The sequence below is a fragment of the Bradyrhizobium sp. IC3195 genome (assembly GCF_020193585.1).
Classification (GTDB): Bacteria; Pseudomonadota; Alphaproteobacteria; order Rhizobiales; family Xanthobacteraceae; genus Bradyrhizobium; species Bradyrhizobium yuanmingense.
This window is the reverse complement of record NZ_JADYVG010000004.1, coordinates 239,383-257,252: the sequence shown is the minus strand read 5'-3', so window position 1 is coordinate 257,252 and position 17,870 is coordinate 239,383. Positions and strand designations below refer to the sequence as shown.

Genomic DNA, 17,870 nt, shown 5'->3' with positions numbered 1-17,870 from the left:
AAGCAGGACGTGCAAACTTGCGTCAGGGGTTCGGGGACCGCTCTTCCAGCACCAGCAGCTGGGCGCGGCGCACCCGCTCGCGATGGGCGATATAAAGACCGCTGGCGACGATGAAGGCGGCGCCGACGACCGTCCAGATATCCGGGACCTCGCCGAAGATGAAGAAGCCCAGAATGCTGACCCAGAGCAACTGCGTATAGGAGAACGGCGCCAGCACCGAGGCATCGCCGTAGCGATAGGCCAGCACGATGATCCACTGGCCCACGGTCGAGGCGACGCCGATCACGATGCCCAGCCCGATCGCGGTCCAGCTCGGCGTGACCCAGACGAACGGCACCATGACGCTGAGGATCGCAACGCCGGTCAGCGCGGAATAGGCCATAGTGGTGAGCACCGCTTCGCGACCGCTCATCATCCGCGTCAGGATCAGCGCGGCGGCCCAGCAGAACGCCGAGATGATCGGGAAGAATGCGGCGGCATGGAACGCGCTCGTGCCGGGCCTCAGGATGATCAGAACGCCCGTCAAGCCGATCGCGGTCGCGATCCAGCGCCGCATGCCGACCTTCTCGCTCAGGAAGATGATCGACAGTGCGGTGACGAATAGCGGCGAGACGAAGCCGGTGGCGGAGGCTTCGGCGATGGGCAGAAATGCAAGGCCGGTGATGAAGAACAGCGACGAGCCGAGCAGTGCGGCGCCGCGCATCAATTGCAGACCGAGCCGCTCGGTGCGCATCGCATGCAGTGGCGAGCCCGGCAGCATCACGGGCGTGAATAGCAGCGCGAACGTGACGAAGCGGATCCAGGTGATCTCGATCGAAGGCAGGCTGGTCGACAGATATTTCGCGGTGACGTCGGAGCAGCCGAGGAAGATCGTCGAGAGCAACACCAGCGCAATGCCCTTGAAGGGATGATCGACGCGCGCAGGCGCGCGGCGAGCCTGCTGCTTCTTCTCCGGAACGGGCATGGGAATACTGTCGAGCCTTGCGGCTGCGGCGGGCGGCGGTGTCACGGCTGGAACCCGGGCAAAATGCGAATCGAGAACAGCCGTAAAAAACGACATCTGCTCCGCATTCACAACTTCCGAAAACAGGATGCCGATATGCGCGAGCCGCCGCGCGCGTCAATGCTCCGTTAATCTTGCCCGTTGTGCACTACAGCATGGGCAGGCCGCGCGGCTTCGGCCCGCGCGGAAACACCGCGTCGAGCGCCGCAATCTCGTCCTTCGTCAGCACGAGGTCGCCTGCTGCCGCATTCTCGCCGGCATGTTCCGCAGACGAGGCCTTCGGAATGGCGAACACCGTAGTCGCACGGGTGAGGAAGCTCAGCGCGACCTGACGCGGCGTCGCACGATGCGCTTCTGCGATGCGCGCCAGCACGGCACCGCCCTTGCTGCTGCCTGCGGGGAAATCGTCGTGGCCGAACGGCGAGTAGGCGACGACGGCAACATTGTGCCGTTCGCACCACGGGATCACCGCATGCTCGATCGCGCGTTCTTTCAGGTGGTAGAGCACCTGGTTGCAGGCGATCCGCCCCTCGCCGGAGACGTCGAGAATCTCATCGAGATCGTCGGCACCGAAATTGGAGACGCCCCAGGACTTGATCTTGCCTGATTGCACCAGCTCCTCGAACGCAGCGACGGTGTCCTCCAGCGGATAGGAGCCGCGCCAGTGCAACAGATAACAGTCGAGCCGGTCGGTCTTCAGCCGCTTCAGCGAGCGCTCGCAGGCGATGATGGTGCCGCGGCGCGAGGCGTTGCTGGGCAGCACTTTCGAAACGAGGAACACTTCATCGCGCCGGCCTGCGATCGCATCCGCAATGACGAGCTCGGCATCGCCGTACATCTCGGCGGTGTCGATGTGGGTCATGCCAAGATCGAGCCCGCGCTGCAGCGCCGCGATCGCGCGCTTGCGGTCGCCGTGGTCGAGATACCAGGTGCCCTGCCCGATGACGGAGACGCTGGCGCCGATCTTGCCGAAGGGATTTGTTTTCATGTTCGCTCCGATCTCCGCTGTTCCCCCTCCCTCTCCCCGTTCTTACGGGGCCGCGACGAGCTTCGCTCGCGCTGAGAGGGTCGGGGTGAGGGGCTGCTTCCGCAAACTCGATAGCAAAGGGACTCGCGGAGGCCCCCCTCACCCGCCGCGCTTTGCGCGTCGGCCTCTCCCCGCAAGCGGGGAGAGGCGAAACGTCAGCGCTACAATCCGCCGATTTCGGCCACCAGCACGCTGCCGGACGACGACTCCGTGATATAGAGCCGATCCTTGTTTTCGCCACCGATCGCGACATTGGTGCAGTTCGGTCCCGCGCACGATTTGATGCGCGCGATCAGTTCCCCGTTCGGCGCGAACACGAAGACGTGGCCGAGCGAGGGGTGGCCGACGAACAGGCGGCCCTTGGCATCCATGGTCAAGCCGTCGGGGCCGCTGGTGCCGAACAGCGAGCAGAAGCGGCCGACCTTGGACACGCTGCCGTCCTTCATGAACGGCAGCCGCCACACCGCGTTGTCGCGCGTCATCGCGACGAACAGCACGGTTTCGGCTGGGTCGAGCACCAGGCCGTTCGGACTGATGCCGGTGTCGAGCAGGCAGTCGAGCCGGCCGTTCGATCCCAGCCGATAGACCCGGCCACTTGGATCGTGCAGGCCGGTCTGGCCCTGATCGGTGAAATAGATATCGCCGTTGGAGGCGAGATGCAGATCGTTACAGCCGCGGAACGATTCCGAATTGCGCCCGGTCACGACCGGCTTGACGCGGCCGGATTCGGCATCAAGCTCCATGATGCCATGCCTGTAGTCGGCGACTAGGATGCGTCCGTCGGCTGCGATCTTCAGCCCGTTCGGCCAGCCCTCATATTCGATCACGAGCGACCATTCGCCGTCGGGCGCAATCCGGAAGATGCGGCCGAACGGAATGTCGACGATATAGAGATTACCGTCCTTGTCGAATGACGGCCCCTCGATGAAGCTCTCGGTCGGTATGTTCGGCCGGTTGGCGTCGGCCCAATCGGTTCGCACGCCCTTGCGGCGAAACTTGTCGGGCATGGCGGTGAACAGCCTGGTCTCGATCAGGCGCGGCGGCGTTTCCAGGTACATCATGGTTGTTGTGGATGTTGAAAGGAGCGCGGCACCATACGGCACATTAGCCGGCGCGTCGATTGGGGTGGTCCACATTGCAATGGTGCGGGCGCTGCGTAGGGTGGGTTAGCCCCCGGGGCTGCGCGAAGCAGTCCCTTGGCGTAACCCACCTCTTTCGCTTCCGCATTGACGAAGAGTGGTGGGTTACGCTGCGCTAACCCACCCTACGAGACCTATCCCGCCGCGCTCGCGACCTTCGCCTGCTGTGCAGGCACTTCCGTCATCGCAATCAGGCGTTTCAGCTCGGGGATGCAGGAGCCGCAATTGGTGCCGGCCTTGAGCTTGGCGCCGATGTCGGCGGTCGTGCGCGCGCCGCCAGCGATGCTGTCGCAGATGGTGCCGCGGCCGACGCCGAAGCAGGCGCAGACGATCGGGCCGGTCGAGGCCGCGCCTTCACAGCACCTGCCTGACAGCAGCATGCGGCGCTGCTCGTCGCTGACCTGATCGGCCGCGAACAGACTCTTCACCACCTCCCAGTCGCCGGCATCATGCGCGGGGCCGACGAACAGGCAGGTCTCGATGCGATCGCCTGCGAACGAAGCTGCGCGAAAAACCCCGCCGCCGAAATCGCGATATTCGGCAACGTCCTCGCCGGCGACGCTCTCGAGCCAGACGGGCCAGCGGGCGAGATCCGCGTTGTCGGCGAAAAGATAGCCGAAGCCGCCGCTGACGGTCACGCGCGTCCACAACAGGTTCTGCGGCAGATCGAGCGGCTTGCGCGACAATGCAAAGCCGCGGAAGACAAATTCGTAAGGCGCGATCGCGGCCGGCGTCGCCTTGGCTTCCGGCTGCCCCGAGAACGGATCGGTGAACGGTGCGACCATCGCCCCGACGCGGCCGTGCGAGGCGTTCATCGCGCTCCAGTGGATCGGCACGAACAGGGTGCCGCGCTGCTGCCACTCGCTGACGACGACTTTCAGGATGCACTGGCCGTAATCGGTGGTGATGCGGGCATAGCCGTCATGGACGATGCCGTATTTGCCGGCGTCGTCGGGATGGATCTCGACGAAAGGCTCGGGCAGATGCGCGCCCAGGCGCTGGCTCAGGCCGGTGCGCGTCATGGTGTGCCACTGGTCGCGGATGCGCCCGGTGTTGAGCCTTAAGGGGCGCGACGGACCGGTCTCGCCGCGCAGCGCCGGCACCTCCGGCGCAACGAAGCGGCCCTTGCCGTCATTGGTGAAGAAGCCGCCAGCAGCGAAGAAGCGCTCGCCGGGCGTCCCGCCCTCGCGCACCGGCCATTGCACCGGCTTCAAACCATCGAAGGCATCGTCCGACAGCGAGGTCAGCGCGCCGATGTCGAAATCGCGGCTGCCATTGTTCTCGAACGCCGAGAGCGCGGCATGCTCGCGGAAGATATCGGCGGCCGATTTGTAATTGAAGCTGTCGCCGAAGCCGAGGCGCTTTGCGGTCTCGCTCAGGATCCACCAGTCGGGACGCGCTTCCCCCGGCGCCGGCAGGAACGCGCGCTGGCGCGAGATGCGCCGCTCGGAATTGGTCACCGTGCCCGACTTCTCGCCCCAGGCCAGCGCCGGCAGCAGCACGTGCGGGCCGGCCGCGACGGTGTCGTTGGCGAGCACGTTCTCGGACACCACGAACAGCTCGAGCTTCTTCAGGGCATCGCGCACCATGTCGGCATCGGGCAGCGACACCGCGGGGTTGGTGCCCATCACCCAGAGCGCCTTGACCTCGCCGCGGTTGATCGCCTCGAACAGCTGCACCGCTTTCAGCCCCTCATGGGTGGCGATGCGCGGCGCCTTCCAGAACCGTCTGACGCGGTCGATGTCGGGCGGCGTGAAGCCCATATGGGCGGCGAGCATGTTGGCGAGGCCGCCGACCTCGCGGCCGCCCATCGCGTTGGGCTGGCCGGTCAGCGAGAACGGCGAGGCGCCCGGCTTGCCGATGCGCCCCGTGGCGAGATGGCAGTTCAGGATGGCGTTGACCTTGTCGGTGCCCTGCGCCGACTGGTTGACCCCTTGCGAATACAGCGTGACGACCTTCTCGGTGTCGCGGAACATCCTGAAGAAGGCGGCGACGTCCTGCTCGGCGAGGCCCGTGGCGAGCGCGGTCGCAGTGACGCTGCCGGCGATGCTGCGCGCGCGCGCCAGCGCATCATCGAAGCCAGACGTGTTCTGCGCGATGTAATCCCGGTCCAGCACGCCATTGTCGGCGAGATGCACGAACAGGCCGGAGAACAGCGCGGTGTCGGTGCCGGGCCTGAGGCCGAGGAACAGGTCGACATCGCCGGCGGTGTCGGTGCGGCGCGGATCGATCACGATCATGCGGGCGCCGCGCTCCTGCCTGTTCTTCAGCATGCGCTGGAACAGCACCGGATGACACCAGGCCGCGTTCGAGCCGACGAAGACGAGCAGATCGGCCTGGTCGAGATCCTCATAGCAGCCAGGCACCGTGTCGGCGCCGAAAGCGCGGCGATGGCCCGCAACCGAGGACGACATGCAGAGCCGGGAATTGGTGTCGACATTGGCGGTGCCGACAAACCCCTTCATCAGCTTGTTGGCAACGTAATAGTCCTCGGTCAGCAGCTGACCGGAGAGATAGAACGCGACCGCGTCGGCGCCGTCGCGCGCGACGATGTGCTGCATGCGGTGGGCGACGTGGTCCAGCGCATCGCTCCAGGCGACCCGCTCCAGCACGCCCTTGCAGCGGATCATCGGATAGAGCAGCCGCCCTTCCAGGCCGACGGTCTCGCCGAGCGCGGAGCCCTTCGAGCACAGCCGGCCGAAATTGGCGGGATGATCGGGGTCGCCCGCGATCGCCGCGCCGCCCTTGCCGTCGGGCGTCGCCAGGACGCCGCAGCCGACGCCGCAATAGGGGCAGGTGGTCTTGGTGGTGCGGAGATTTGGATCGATCGCCGTCATATCACGCCGCTTTCGAAGGCTGCGCCAGCGCGCGGCCGAACATCATGTCGGTGCGGATCGAAGCGACCTTGTCGCGATTGCGGATCAGCTCGAGGTACCAGAGCGCATCGATCGTATCGCCGATCAGCACCGCCCCGGTGAGCCGACCGTCGGCGATGACGAGCTTCTTGTAAGTGCCGCGCCTGCGATCCGACAGCACGAGGCTCTCGCTGCCCTCCCCGCCCATGAAGTCGCCGGCGGAGAACACGCTGACGCCGGAGACCTTCAGATTGGTCGAGACCACGCTGCCCTGATAGGCGGCGGGCCGGCCGGCCAGATGCCGCGCCAGCACGCGCGCCTGCTCGTAGGCGGGCTCGACCAAGCCATAGCAGGTGCCGCGATGCTCGGCACATTCGCCGAGCGCAAAGATGTCGGACGCGGAGGTCTGCATCACGTCGTTGACGACGACGCCGCGGTTGACCGCGATCCCCGCCTCTTTCGCCAGCGCGACGTTCGGCTTGATGCCGGCGGCGAAGATCACCGCATCGGCCTCGATGCGGCTGCCATCGGCGAGCTCGACGGCCTGGACTTGGCCCTCGCCGTGGATGCGGGCCGTCGCGGCATTGAGCATGACGCGGATACCCTTGCGCTCGACCAGCGTCTTGAGCAGGTCGGCCGCGGGCGCGTCGAGCTGACGCTCCATCAGCCGATCCATCAGATGCAGCAGCGTCACCGGCGCGCCGGTCTTGGCGAGGCCGTAGGCCGCCTCTAACCCGAGCAGGCCGCCGCCGACCACGACGACGCGCTTCCTGGCCGCGGCCAGTGTCAATAGCAGGTCGACGTCGCGAGTGTCGCGAAACGTGTGCACGCCGGCAAGATCGGCGCCTGGCACGTTGAGCCGCAGCGGCGTCGATCCCGTGGCGAGCACGAGCTTGGAATATTCCATGCTCTCCTCGCCCGCGATCTTGAGCTCACGGCGGCCGACATCGATCTCGCTGACGCGATAGCCGTAGCGCACCGTGACGCCGCGGTCTCGCCACCAACCGGCCGGCCGCAGCTCGATCTCGTGCGAGCCGGTCTCGCCCGCCAGCACGGAGGAGAGGAGCACGCGATTGTAAGCGAGCCGCGGCTCTTCGCCGATCACGGCGACCGCATAGCGGCCGAGCGCGGTCTTGGCGAGCTCGTCGACCAGACGCGCGGCCGCCATACCGTTGCCGACGATGACCAGCGGTTCACTCACAACGCATCTCCTATTCGGCGGCCTGCGCTTGCGCGCCGTAGGCCTCGGACATCATGTAGCCGGACAGCACGCCATAGGCGTCGGTCCAGGCTGCGGCGAGTTCGGGCGTCCAGGCTTCGCCAAGGCCCTTCTCGAGGGTCCACAGCAAGGTCGCGCCGACCACGGGGTAGTGCTCGGCCTTGGCGCCATAGTCGACGTGACGCTTGGCGAGCGCGGAGGCCGCGGGAAGAATCGATTCCAGGTTCGACAGGCCGCCGACCACGGCGGCGAGCATGCCCATCAGCTTCTTGCGCTGCTCGGTCATGTCCTCGGGAAACATCGCGCGCACGGACGGCGCCACCTCGAACAGTCGGTCGTAGAACAGCACCGCGGCGGCTTCCGAAATCGGGGCGACCTTGGCGAAGCTCTGCTGAATGAGAGTAATCTGCTCGGGCGTCATGATGTTCTCCTGTCTGTTTCGGTCTGCCTTCGTCCGCGCCATTGCGGACAAAGTTCATGGATCAAACGTCATCAGAGAGACTTCTCCCCGCGTACGGGGAGAAGCGACATTCGTGCCAGTTTGTCGTGCTCACACACGCGCCTCGGCGAGGCTTGGCGCGCCTTCGCCCTGCGGGCTGCGACGCAGGTAGAACCACCAGGTCAGAGCGAGGCAGGAGGCGTAGAAGGCGAGATAGACCACGAGCGCGAGCTGCGGCCCGCCGGTCATGGCGATCGACTTGCCGAAGCCGCTCGGGATCAGATAGCCGCCGACGGCACCGACCGCGCCGATGAAGCCGACCGCCGCGCCGCTCTCGATGCTCGCGGTCTTCAGGGCAGCGCTGCGTGCCGCATCGCCCTTGCCGCGCACCTTGAACAGGTTCTCCTCGCGGAAGATCGAGGGGATCATGCGGTAGGTCGAGCCGTTGCCGATGCCCGTCGTCACGAACAGGATCAGGAACATCGACAGGAAGCCGATGAAATCCTTGTGCCCCACGAAGTAGAGCGCGCCGACCGTGGCGCCCGCCATCACGATGAAATTCCAGAACGTGATGATGGAGCCGCCGACCCGGTCTGCGAGCCAACCGCCGAGCGGACGCGACAGCGAGCCGACCAGGGGGCCGAGGAAGGCGATCGAGATCGTCACGGTGGGGAACTGCGTCTTGAGCAGCAGCGGAAACGCCGCCGAATAGCCGATGAAGGACCCGAACGTGCCGATATAAAGATACGCCATGATCCAGGTGTGCTTGCGCTTGACGATCGCGAGCTGGTTCTTCACCGACGATTTCGCCGTGGTGAGGTTGTTCATGAAGAACACCGCGCCGAACACCGCGATTGCGATCGGCAGCACCCACATTAGGCCGGCATTCTGCAGGAAGATGCCGTCGACGGGCGTCGCCTGATACAGGTTGAAGACGGCGAGCGTCATCAGGATCGGGGTCAGGAGCTGCACGCTGGAGACACCGATATTGCCGCCGGCCGCGTTGAGGCCGAGCGCCCATCCCTTCATCCGGTCGGGAAAGAAGAAGGAGATGTTGGTCATGCTGGAGGCGAAATTGCCGCCGCCGAGACCCGCGGTCGAGGCGACCAGCAGCATGAGCCAGAACGGCGTGTCGGGCTGGCTGACGAAATAGGCGAGCGACAAGGTCGGGATGAACAGGATCGCCGCGCTGAAGACGGTCCAGTTGCGGCCGCCGAACGTCGTCACCGCGAAAGTGTAGGGAAAGCGCATGAAGGCGCCGATCAGGCCCGGCACGGCGACGAGCTGGAACAGCTGGTCGGTGGTGTAGTGGAAGCCGGCCTGCGGCAGCTTGGTGGTGACGATGCTCCAGATCAGCCAGACCGAGAAGCCGATATGTTCGGCGACGATGGACCAGATCAGATTGCGCCGCGCGATCGACTTGCCGGTATTGTTCCAGAACGCCTCATCCTCGGGGCGCCAGTCTGAAATCCAGCTGGAGTTCAGGGTCGGATTCTTCGTCATTGCGTATCCCTTCCAGGCTCACCGCTGCGTCGTTGCAGGCTCTGCCTCCGGTCACGGAGGCGCGCTCCGAGGCTTCACCCCCGGTGGCGAGATCACGATGCTGATTGATGATGTTGAGGGACGTCGTCGTTGGCGTCGCGCAAAGACACTTCAATTTCCGTGCCAGTTGCGCGCACGCAGGAAACACAGGGATTTCAGGATGTTATTCGTATTGCCCGAATTGTTTGCAGGGCTTTTCCGCACGCAAAATTTGCGTTTCGCTCAATCCCTGTGCGACGCACAAGGATTGAGCTTGATGTCGATTAATTGGGCGCGGGCAGATCTCGCGTGAACGCGTGACTTACGCGGCTTCGACGAAGCGATGACGCTCGTAGAGGAATTCGAGCACGCGCTGGCGACACTTCAGATATGTGGCGTTGGTCGCGAGGTCGAGCCGCTTGCGCGGCCGCGCCAGCGGCACTTCCAGCACCTCGCCGATGCGCGCGCTCGGTCCGTTGGTCATCATCACGATGCGGTCGGACAACAGCACGGCCTCATCGACGTCGTGGGTAATCATCAGGATGGTGTTGCCGAGCTTCTGATGCAGCGCCATCACCGAGTCCTGCAAGTGGGCGCGGGTCAGCGCGTCGAGCGCGCCGAACGGCTCGTCGAGCAGCAGCACCTTCGGCTCCATGGCCAGCGCCCGCGCGATGCCGACGCGCTGCTTCATGCCGCCAGAGATCTCCGATGGACGCTTGTCCCTGGCATGGGCCATCTGCACGAGGTTGAGATTGTGCATCACCCAGGCGTCGCGCTCGGCACGGGACTTGGTCTTGGCGAAGACCTTGTCGACGCCGAGCCTGACGTTTTCATAGACGGTCAGCCACGGCAGCAGGCTGTGGTTCTGGAACACCACGGCGCGATCCGGCCCCGGCGAGTTCACCTCGCGGTTTTCCAGCAGCACGCCCCCCATCGTGGCGCCGGTCAGCCCTGCGATGATGTTGAGCAGGGTCGACTTGCCGCAGCCGGAATGGCCGATGATCGAGACGTATTCGCCTTTCTCGATCGTCAGATTGATGTCCTTGAGCACCTCCGTGGTGGCGGTGCCGCGGGTGAAGACCTTGTCGATGTGGTCGAGTTTCAGGTAGGCGGTCATGTCCCCTCTCCTCAGTTCTGCGCGGTGCCGCGGGTGACGACCTTGCCGAGCCCCGCGATCAGGCGGTCAAGCACGAAGCCGATGATGCCGACATAGAACAGCGCCAGGATGATCTCGCTGATATGCGAGGAGTTCCAGGCGTCCCAGATGAAGAAGCCGATGCCGACGCCGCCGATCAGCATTTCGGCGGCGACGATCGCGAGCCACGACAGGCCGATGCCGATGCGCAGGCCCGTGAAGATGTAGGGCGCCGCCGCCGGGATCATGATCTTGGCGAAGAATTCCAGCGGATTGAGCTGCACCACCGCGGCGACGTTGCGATAGTCCTGCGGGATGTTGCGGATGCCGACCGCGGTGTTGATGATGATCGGCCAGATCGAGGTGATGAAGATGACGAAGATCGCGCTAGGCTGGCCGTCGCGGAAGGCCGCGAGCGAGAGCGGCAGCCAAGCCAGCGGCGGAATCGTGCGCAGCACCTGGAACAGCGGATCGAGCCCGCGCATCGCCCAGACCGACTGCCCGACCAGCACGCCGAGCGCGATGCCGGCGATGGCCGAGAGCGAATAGCCGAAGGCGACGCGCTGGAGACTGGCGGACAGATGCCAGAACAGGCCCTTGTCGATGCCGCCACGGTCGAAGAACGGATCGAAGATCAGCTCCTTCGTATCCGCAAACACTTTTGAGGGCGGCGGCAGCGCCGAGCCGGCTCTGCGGCAGACCAGCTCCCACACCAGCGTCAGCAGAGCGATCACGACCAGCGGCGGGATCACGCGCACGGCGGTCTCGCGTGCCATGCGTGCGTAAGCCTCAGTACGCGGGGGACGCTTCGGCGTCAGCGTGACGACCGGCGCAATCGTTGCAGCAGGCGTTGCGGTCTCAACCTCGATCTTCGTGGCAGTCATGTTCATCGCTATCTCTCTCCGGCGTGGCAGGGACGATGCGGCCGCCCCTAAAGGCGGCCGCAGGGCTCCATCAGACTTCGACGCGCTTGATCGCGAGCGACTTCAGATAGGCGGCCGGATTTTCGGGGTCGAACACCTTGCCGTCGAAGAAGGTCTCCTTTCCGCGCGAGGTGGTGGCCGGAATGTCGGCGGCGGCGACGCCGAGGGTCTTGGCCGCATCGCGCCACATGTCCTCGCGGTTGACCTTGGCAATCAGCGCCTTGGTATCGAAGTTCGGCTCATACTTGCCCCAGCGGATGTCCTCGGTGAGGAACCAGAGATCGTGGCTCTGGAACGGATAGGAGGCATGATCGCGCCAGTACTTCATGACGTGCGGCGAGTTCTCGACCACCTTGCCGGGGATGCCATAGTCGAACTTGCCGGCGGTGCGATCGTAGACGTCCTCGACCGGGCAGTTGATCCACTGCCGCTTGGCCATGATGGCGGCCAGCTCCTGCTTGTTTTCCGCCTTGTCGGCCCATTGCTGGGCTTCCAGCACGGCCATCAGGATCGCCTTGCTGGCCTTCGGGTATTTGTCGACGAAGGCCGCGCGCATGCCGAAGGACTTCTCCGGATGCTTATTCCAGATCTCGCCGGTGTTGACGGCGGTGTAGCCGATGCCCTGGTGGATGAGCTGGAGATTCCAGGGCTCGCCGACGCAGAAGCAGTCCATGGTGCCGACCTTCATATTCGCCACCATCTGCGGCGGCGGCACCACGATGGTCTCGATGTCCTTGTCGGGATCGATGCCGCCGGCGGCGAGCCAGTAGCGGATCCACAGATCGTGGGTACCGCCGGGGAAGGTCATCGCAGCCTTCACGGCCTTGCCGGACGCCTTCTTCTTCTCAAGCGCCGCCTTGAACGGCGCCGCATCGGTGCCGAGCTTGAGGTCGGCATATTCCTTGGCGACCGAGATGCACTGCGCATCGAGATTGAGCCGCGCCAGGATGTACATCGGCGTCGGCTGGTTGTTCTGCGTCACCTTGCCGGCCGAGATCAGGTACGGCATCGGGGTGAGGATGTGCGCGCCGTCAATGCCGTTGCCTTCGGAGCCGAGCACGAGGTTGTCGCGCGTGGTGCCCCAGGACGCCTGCTTCTGCACGTCGGTGTCAGGCACGCCGTGCTTGGCGAACAGGCCCTTGTCCTTGGCGACGAACAGCGGGCCGGCATCGGAGAGCGCAATGAAACCGAGCTTGGCTCCCTTGACCTCGGGGCCTGCGTCCTGCGCGAAGGCGCCGGCGGGGAAATTCAGCTTGGCGGCGGCGAGCAGTGCGGCGGTCGAGCCGGTGGCTTTCAACAATTGACGGCGGCTGAGGCCAGTCTCGGAGGGCCGGCGAATGCGCTTGGTCATAGGTCGTGTCGTCCTTTTGCGTCGTTGCGGAATGATTGCGTCAGTGCGCACGAGCAGCCCGTCCGTCCGTGACGCCAGAAAAAGGCGCATGCGAACGCGCGACGGGGAGACCCCGTTCGGGTGCGTCAGCAATTCGGATGAGAAGTCTCGCGGGACGGCTTCAATGGCGTCGACCTGGAACTATTCAAGCTTCATGCCAAGCCTGCCACCGCCAAAAATGATGGATAATCAGATGCTTGGTAATTCCGCGCCTGACTAACACAGCCCTGTTCCGCACGCGAAATTTGCGGTCTGCTCAATCCTTGTGCGCCGCACAAACGTTGTGCAGTCGCTCAAGCAAGAGGCGGCGCAGTTCTGCCAATCATCCCCCTGCAGCTGACATCTAGCTGAATTTGCTAGCTTTTTCGATCGACGCGCCACGGCACACAAATTGCTTCTAAGGTTGCGTCAACGACGACTGCGGCTTGGCCGCATTGATGCAGCCTCTGGCGGCTGCATCCCGGAAGCTCACCTGCTTCGCGGTCTCCGGCTTCAGAGTCCTCGTGACGCGATTCCCAAGGCTTCCAAACTTTCCATAGCCCTCGTGCGCGGCAGGCTGCCCGCACGGCCGATGACGTTCAGCCGCGCCCTCGTCGGGGGCGTGTCGATCTCACTTACGAAGCAAAGGAACCATTGATGTCGTATCTCGCGCCTTCGGAATTCGTCACCAAGATGGTGGATGCGGGCGAGTCCAAGATCTTCATGTCCACCCGGGATACCATTATCCGCGCCTACATGGCCGGCGCGATCCTGGCCCTCGCAGCCTGGTTTGCCGTCACGATCACCGTGAACACCGGCCAACCGCTGGTCGGCGCGCTCCTGTTCCCGGTCGGCTTCGTCATGCTCTATCTCCTGGGCTTCGACCTCCTGACCGGCGTGTTCGTGCTCTCGCCGCTCGCGCTGATCGACAAGCGCCCGGGCGTTACGCTCAACGGCGTGCTGCGCAATTGGGGTCTCGTCTTCGTCGGCAATTTCGCCGGCGCCTTCACCGTCGCCTTCATGATGGCCTTCGTCACGACCTTCGGCTTCACGCAGGCGCCCGACAAGGTCGGCGCCGCCATCGGCAATATTGGCGAGGGCCGAACCCTTGGCTATGCCGCGCACGGTGCGGCCGGCATGGCGACGCTGTTCCTGCGCGGCATGCTCTGCAACTGGATGGTCTCGACCGGCGTCGTCGGCGCCATGATCTCGACTTCCGTCCCCGGCAAGGTCATCGCGATGTGGATGCCGATCCTGGTGTTCTTCTACATGGTGTTCGAGCATTCCGTCGTGAACATGTTCCTGTTCCCGTCGGGCCTGCTGCTCGGCGCGAAGTTCTCGATCATGGATTATCTGATCTGGAACGAGATCCCGACCGTGCTCGGCAACCTCGTCGGCGGCCTCGCCTTCACCGGCATGACCCTCTATGCCACCCATGTCATGACCCTGCCGAAGCGCCAGGCGGAGAAGCCCGCGAAGCCCCGCGTCGCGGCCTGATCGAATAGGTCTCGACAGGGGAGCCTCGCCCAAGCACGGTGAGGCTCCCCTCTCCCGGTGATGACGATGCCCCGCGGACTCCAGATTTCGGTCGGCCAGCATTCCGACAAGGGTCGCAAGCCCATCAACCAGGACTTTCACGGCGTCCTGATTCCGGAAGAGCCGCTGCTCAGCCTGAAGGGCATCGCGGCCGTTCTCGCGGACGGAATTTCCTCGAGCACGGTAAGCCAGATCGCCAGCGAGTCGGCGGTCAAGAGCTTCCTGATGGACTATTACTGCACGTCGGAGTCGTGGACGGTGAAGACCTCCGCCCGCCGCGTGCTGGAGGCGACCAATTCCTGGCTGCATGCGCAGACGCGCAAGAGCCAATATGCCTATGACCGCGACAAGGGCTATGTCTGCACGCTCAGCGCCATGGTCATCAAGGCAACCACCGCGCACATCTTCCATGTCGGCGATTGCCGCGTCTATCGCGTCGCCGGCAAGGCGCTGGAGCAACTGACCGACGATCACCGCATCATCGTCTCGTCCGAGCAGACCTATCTCGGCCGCGCGCTCGGCATCAATCCGCAGCTCGAGATCGACTATCAGGCGATCGAAATCGAGGCCGGCGACACCTTCCTGCTGGCAACCGACGGTGCGTACGAGTTCGTCGATGCGCGTTTCGTCACGAGTGCAATCGACGAGCACGCAGCCGAGCTGGACGGGGCGGCGAAGGCGATCGTGGAGGAAGCCTATCGGCGCGGCAGCGACGACAACATCACCGTGCAGATCCTGCGGATCGATGCGGTGCCGCAGCGCGATCCGGCCGGCATCTTCAATCAGAGCTCGGAATTGCCGCTGCCGACGCTGCCGGAGCCGCGGGCGATCTTCGACGGCTACCGGATCGTCCGCGAGATCCACGGCAGCAGCCGCAGCCATATCTACCTCGCCGTCGACACCGAGACCGAGCAACCGGTCGCGCTCAAGCTGCCGTCGGTCGACCTACGCGACAACGCCGCCTATCTCAAGCGCTTCTTGATGGAAGAATGGATCGCACGCCGGATCGACAGCCCGCATGTGCTCAAGCCGCTGTCGCAGTCGCGGCGACGCGGCTATCTCTACGTCGCGACCGAGTTCGTCGAGGGGCAGACCTTGAAGCAGTGGATGACCGACAATCCGCGGCCCGATCTCGAAACCGTGCGCGGCCTCATCGAGCAGATCGCCGCAGGCCTGCGCGCCTTCCATCGCATGGAGATGCTGCATCAAGACCTCAGGCCCGACAACATCCTGATCGACAAGACCGGCACCGCCAAGATCATCGACTTCGGATCGGTCAGGGTCGCCGGCGTGGCCGAGGCGGCGCCGCCAGGGGAGGCCGACGAAATCCTGGGCACCGTCCAGTACACGGCGCCGGAATATTTCCTGGGGCAAGGCGGCTCGCCGCGCTCCGACATGTTTTCTCTGGCCGTGATCTGCTACCAGATGCTGACGGGAAAGCTGCCCTACGGCACCCAAATCGCCAAAATCCGGCGCAAGGCGGATGTGCGAAAGCTTAAATATCGCGCCGCCGACGATGACCGCAACGTTCCCGCCTGGGTCGACGGCGCGCTCCGGCGCGCGCTCCATCCCGATCCCTACAAGCGGCACGAGGATCTCTCGGAATTCATCTTCGAGCTTCGCACGCCCAACCCGGCCTATCTCGACACGCGCATCACACCGCTCCTGGAGCGCAGCCCGCTGATGTTCTGGAAGCTGACAACGGCGGCGCTCGCCTGCGCCGTCGTCGTGCTGCTGGCCTTGCTGCATGCGCGCTGATCGAGATTGCCGCTCGCCACATGATTAATAGCGAGCGGCGCAGCCAGCCCGCCTGCGCTTCTGCTCTGGCAAGCCTCAAACGGGGGCCGCGATCTCGGCGACGAAGTCGCGATAGGAGCGCAAGGGACGGCCCAGCATGCCGGTCAGACGCTCGACGTCGCCGGGCTCAGGGATCATTCCCTCGGTGAGGAAACGCTCGCCCATCACCCGCATGTCGAAAGCCATCCAGGGCGGCATGAACTGCCTGAGGTTCTTCTCGAACCCCGCGGTGTCGTCTCCGCCGTAGGCGATCGCGCGGCCGAGCACCTCCGACCAGATCGCGGCGGCCTTCGCGCCAGTGAGTGTCTCAGGGCCAACAAGATTGATGCGTTCGAGCGGAAGCGGCGCTGCGGATGTCTCGCGGCGGATCAGTTCGATCGCAGCGATCTCGCCGATGTCGCGCGCGTCGATCATCGCAAGCCCCTTGCTGCCGATCGGCATCGGGTAGACGCCATATCCGGTCACGGCATCCTTGATCATGAGCTCGTTGTTCATGAAATAGGCGGGCCGCAGGATGGTCGCCTTGAAGCCCATCTGCTCGATCATGCGCTCGACCCCGAACTTGCCGGCGAAGTGCGGCACATTCACGTAGAGGTCGCTGTGAATGACCGAAAGATAGACGAACCGCTCGATGCCGGCTTCGCGGGCAAGGTTGAGCGCAGTCAGCGCCTGAGTGAATTCGTCGGGCACCACGGCGTTGAGCAGGAACAGTGTCGAGACGCCCGAAAACGCAGCGCGCACGGAATCGACGTCCAGCAAGTCGCCTTGGGCGACGGCGACACCTGCCGGAAGGTTGGCCTTCTCGGGATTTCGGACGAGTGCGCGCAAATCGGCGCCGTGCTTGACGAGTTGCTCGACGACGTTGCGGCCGATGGTGCCGGTGGCGCCGGTAACGAGGATGGTCATGGGATCACTCCGGTTGGGTTTTGGAAGACACCCGGAAACTAATGATCCACATGCGAGCCGATAGACGCTACATTTGGACAGACCGTCTCACTGGTGGAACAGATGGATTTGCTTGCGCTTGCCGATTTCAATCTCGTCGCCCGTCACGGAGGGTTCGGAAAGGCCGCGCGGGCAGCAGGACGTCCGAAAGCGACCTTGTCTCGACGTGTGTCCGAACTGGAGAGCAGTCTTGATCTGCGTCTGTTTGAGCGCGGCGGGCGCACGCTCAAGCTCACCCAGGAAGGGCGCGCGCTCTATGAACGGACGGGCGCACTCCTCACCGAGCTCGACGAGACCGCGGCCGCGATCGCCTCGGGCGGAGACAAGCCAAAGGGCAGGCTGCGGATCAGCGCACCCCTGCTCTTCTCGCAAACCGCGATGGGCCGTCTCGCGGCCGGCTTCGCCCTTCGGCATCCGCAAGTCCGGCTGGAAGTTACGACCGATGACCGCTATGTCGACATGATCGAGGAAGGCTTTGATCTCGTGATCCGGGTCAATCCCGATCCGGATGAAAGCCTGGTCGGCCGCATCTTCTTGCGCGACCGAATGCTGGTCGTCGCCAGCCCCGCTCTGAAGCACCCGAGAGGAAACCTCGCCGTTCCGGCCATCGTGCGCGGCGATGACAAAGCTGCGGTTTGGGACATCAGACGGCCAAGCGGCCCATCGCGCATCGCGATCGATCCCGTGCTTCGACTGTCATCCCTGATGATGGTTCGCGATGCCGTGAGAGCCGGTATCGGCGCCGCGAGGCTGCCGCTGTCGCTCGTCAGCCACGATCTTGCCGCCGGCACGCTCGTTCGCTGGGGCGACGTCGAGGGAGCCGACATCGCCCTATGGACGCTCTATCCCTCGCGGCGATTGCTCAGTGCGCGCGTCTCCGCTTTCCTCGATCATCTGAAAGACGCCTTTCCAAAGGGTACGCCCGACGAGTTGGCAGCCTATATCGGGGGATGACTGAGATT

The 17,870-nt window shown here is 64.6% G+C and carries 15 protein-coding genes; 4 read left to right on the top strand and 11 right to left on the bottom strand.

The annotated features are described in order from the left end of the window. Positions 1-22: 22 nt before the first annotated feature. The 7 genes from I6F09_RS11570 to I6F09_RS11540 all read right to left on the bottom strand — a co-directional run bounded on the left by I6F09_RS11570 (position 23) and on the right by I6F09_RS11540 (position 9,185). Positions 23-964, bottom strand: a complete 942-nt coding sequence (locus I6F09_RS11570) for a DMT family transporter (RefSeq protein WP_057027221.1) — start codon at positions 962-964, stop codon at positions 23-25. Positions 965-1,151: 187 nt separating this feature from the next. Continuing rightward, a complete protein-coding gene (locus tag I6F09_RS11565) occupies positions 1,152-1,991 on the bottom strand; it encodes an aldo/keto reductase (protein ID WP_225188085.1) in 840 nt (279 codons plus the stop codon). A 200-nt stretch (positions 1,992-2,191) separates the two neighbouring features. After that, a complete protein-coding gene (locus tag I6F09_RS11560) occupies positions 2,192-3,088 on the bottom strand; it encodes an SMP-30/gluconolactonase/LRE family protein (protein ID WP_225188193.1) in 897 nt (298 codons plus the stop codon). 215 nt (positions 3,089-3,303) lie between these two features. After that, positions 3,304-6,006: a nitrate reductase gene (locus I6F09_RS11555; protein WP_225188084.1), complete on the bottom strand. Its 2,703-nt coding sequence runs from the start codon at positions 6,004-6,006 to the stop codon at positions 3,304-3,306. Position 6,007: 1 nt separating this feature from the next. After that, entirely contained in the window at positions 6,008-7,225 is a 1,218-nt protein-coding gene (locus tag I6F09_RS11550; protein ID WP_225188083.1) for an FAD-dependent oxidoreductase, read from the bottom strand. Between the two features lie 10 nt (positions 7,226-7,235). Continuing rightward, positions 7,236-7,664, bottom strand: coding sequence for a globin family protein (locus I6F09_RS11545; protein WP_036004577.1), 429 nt, complete (start codon positions 7,662-7,664; stop codon positions 7,236-7,238). A 129-nt stretch (positions 7,665-7,793) separates the two neighbouring features. Continuing rightward, complete coding sequence (locus I6F09_RS11540; protein ID WP_109144544.1) at positions 7,794-9,185, bottom strand: MFS transporter; 1,392 nt, start codon at positions 9,183-9,185, stop codon at positions 7,794-7,796. 97 nt (positions 9,186-9,282) lie between these two features. Here I6F09_RS11540 and I6F09_RS11535 point away from each other — a divergent pair, with 97 nt between their 5' ends. Next, complete coding sequence (locus tag I6F09_RS11535; protein ID WP_225188082.1) at positions 9,283-9,516, top strand: hypothetical protein; 234 nt, start codon at positions 9,283-9,285, stop codon at positions 9,514-9,516. Positions 9,517-9,525: 9 nt separating this feature from the next. Here I6F09_RS11535 and I6F09_RS11530 read toward each other — a convergent pair whose 3' ends face one another. From I6F09_RS11530 to I6F09_RS11520, 3 genes are all read right to left on the bottom strand, one after another. Next, the gene (locus tag I6F09_RS11530; RefSeq protein ID WP_036004558.1) at positions 9,526-10,320 is read right to left on the bottom strand and encodes an ABC transporter ATP-binding protein; all 795 of its coding nucleotides are present in this window, start codon (positions 10,318-10,320) and stop codon (positions 9,526-9,528) included. Positions 10,321-10,331: 11 nt separating this feature from the next. Next, a complete protein-coding gene (gene ntrB / locus I6F09_RS11525) occupies positions 10,332-11,228 on the bottom strand; it encodes a nitrate ABC transporter permease (RefSeq protein ID WP_074447510.1) in 897 nt (298 codons plus the stop codon). 64 nt (positions 11,229-11,292) lie between these two features. Beyond that, on the bottom strand, positions 11,293-12,612 hold the full coding sequence (locus tag I6F09_RS11520; RefSeq protein ID WP_036004553.1) for a CmpA/NrtA family ABC transporter substrate-binding protein: 1,320 nt from the start codon (positions 12,610-12,612) through the stop codon (positions 11,293-11,295). Between the two features lie 675 nt (positions 12,613-13,287). On the opposite strand from I6F09_RS11520, the gene I6F09_RS11515 reads away from it, so the two are divergent. Together I6F09_RS11515 and I6F09_RS11510 are read left to right on the top strand one after the other, a co-directional pair. Next, positions 13,288-14,127 carry a formate/nitrite transporter family protein gene (locus I6F09_RS11515; RefSeq protein ID WP_036004575.1) on the top strand — a complete coding sequence of 280 codons (840 nt, stop codon included), beginning with the start codon at positions 13,288-13,290 and terminating at the stop codon, positions 14,125-14,127. A gap of 60 nt (positions 14,128-14,187) precedes the next feature. Further along, positions 14,188-15,924: a bifunctional protein-serine/threonine kinase/phosphatase gene (locus tag I6F09_RS11510; protein ID WP_225127416.1), complete on the top strand. Its 1,737-nt coding sequence runs from the start codon at positions 14,188-14,190 to the stop codon at positions 15,922-15,924. A gap of 75 nt (positions 15,925-15,999) precedes the next feature. On the opposite strand, the gene I6F09_RS11505 is transcribed toward I6F09_RS11510, so the two are convergent. Further along, positions 16,000-16,869 (bottom strand): NmrA/HSCARG family protein, encoded by an 870-nt coding sequence (locus I6F09_RS11505; protein WP_225171718.1) that lies wholly within the window; start codon positions 16,867-16,869, stop codon positions 16,000-16,002. Positions 16,870-16,971: 102 nt separating this feature from the next. On the opposite strand from I6F09_RS11505, the gene I6F09_RS11500 reads away from it, so the two are divergent. Beyond that, complete coding sequence (locus I6F09_RS11500; protein WP_036025875.1) at positions 16,972-17,862, top strand: LysR family transcriptional regulator; 891 nt, start codon at positions 16,972-16,974, stop codon at positions 17,860-17,862. The last annotated feature ends 8 nt before the right edge of the window (positions 17,863-17,870 follow it).

Bases quoted from the DNA above. Each gene is read 5' to 3' on its own strand.
- I6F09_RS11570 (WP_057027221.1), bottom strand. From the start codon at position 964: ATGCCCGTTCCGGAGAAGAAGCAGCAGGCTCGCCGCGCGCCTGCGCGC.
- I6F09_RS11565 (WP_225188085.1), bottom strand. From the start codon at position 1,991: ATGAAAACAAATCCCTTCGGCAAGATCGGCGCCAGCGTCTCCGTCATC.
- I6F09_RS11560 (WP_225188193.1), bottom strand. From the start codon at position 3,088: ATGTACCTGGAAACGCCGCCGCGCCTGATCGAGACCAGGCTGTTCACC.
- I6F09_RS11555 (WP_225188084.1), bottom strand. From the start codon at position 6,006: ATGACGGCGATCGATCCAAATCTCCGCACCACCAAGACCACCTGCCCC.
- I6F09_RS11545 (WP_036004577.1), bottom strand. From the start codon at position 7,664: ATGACGCCCGAGCAGATTACTCTCATTCAGCAGAGCTTCGCCAAGGTC.
- I6F09_RS11540 (WP_109144544.1), bottom strand. From the start codon at position 9,185: ATGACGAAGAATCCGACCCTGAACTCCAGCTGGATTTCAGACTGGCGC.
- I6F09_RS11535 (WP_225188082.1), top strand. From the start codon at position 9,283: ATGCTGATTGATGATGTTGAGGGACGTCGTCGTTGGCGTCGCGCAAAG.
- I6F09_RS11530 (WP_036004558.1), bottom strand. From the start codon at position 10,320: ATGACCGCCTACCTGAAACTCGACCACATCGACAAGGTCTTCACCCGC.
- ntrB (WP_074447510.1), bottom strand. From the start codon at position 11,228: ATGAACATGACTGCCACGAAGATCGAGGTTGAGACCGCAACGCCTGCT.
- I6F09_RS11520 (WP_036004553.1), bottom strand. From the start codon at position 12,612: ATGACCAAGCGCATTCGCCGGCCCTCCGAGACTGGCCTCAGCCGCCGT.
- I6F09_RS11515 (WP_036004575.1), top strand. From the start codon at position 13,288: ATGTCGTATCTCGCGCCTTCGGAATTCGTCACCAAGATGGTGGATGCG.
- I6F09_RS11510 (WP_225127416.1), top strand. From the start codon at position 14,188: ATGACGATGCCCCGCGGACTCCAGATTTCGGTCGGCCAGCATTCCGAC.
- I6F09_RS11505 (WP_225171718.1), bottom strand. From the start codon at position 16,869: ATGACCATCCTCGTTACCGGCGCCACCGGCACCATCGGCCGCAACGTC.
- I6F09_RS11500 (WP_036025875.1), top strand. From the start codon at position 16,972: ATGGATTTGCTTGCGCTTGCCGATTTCAATCTCGTCGCCCGTCACGGA.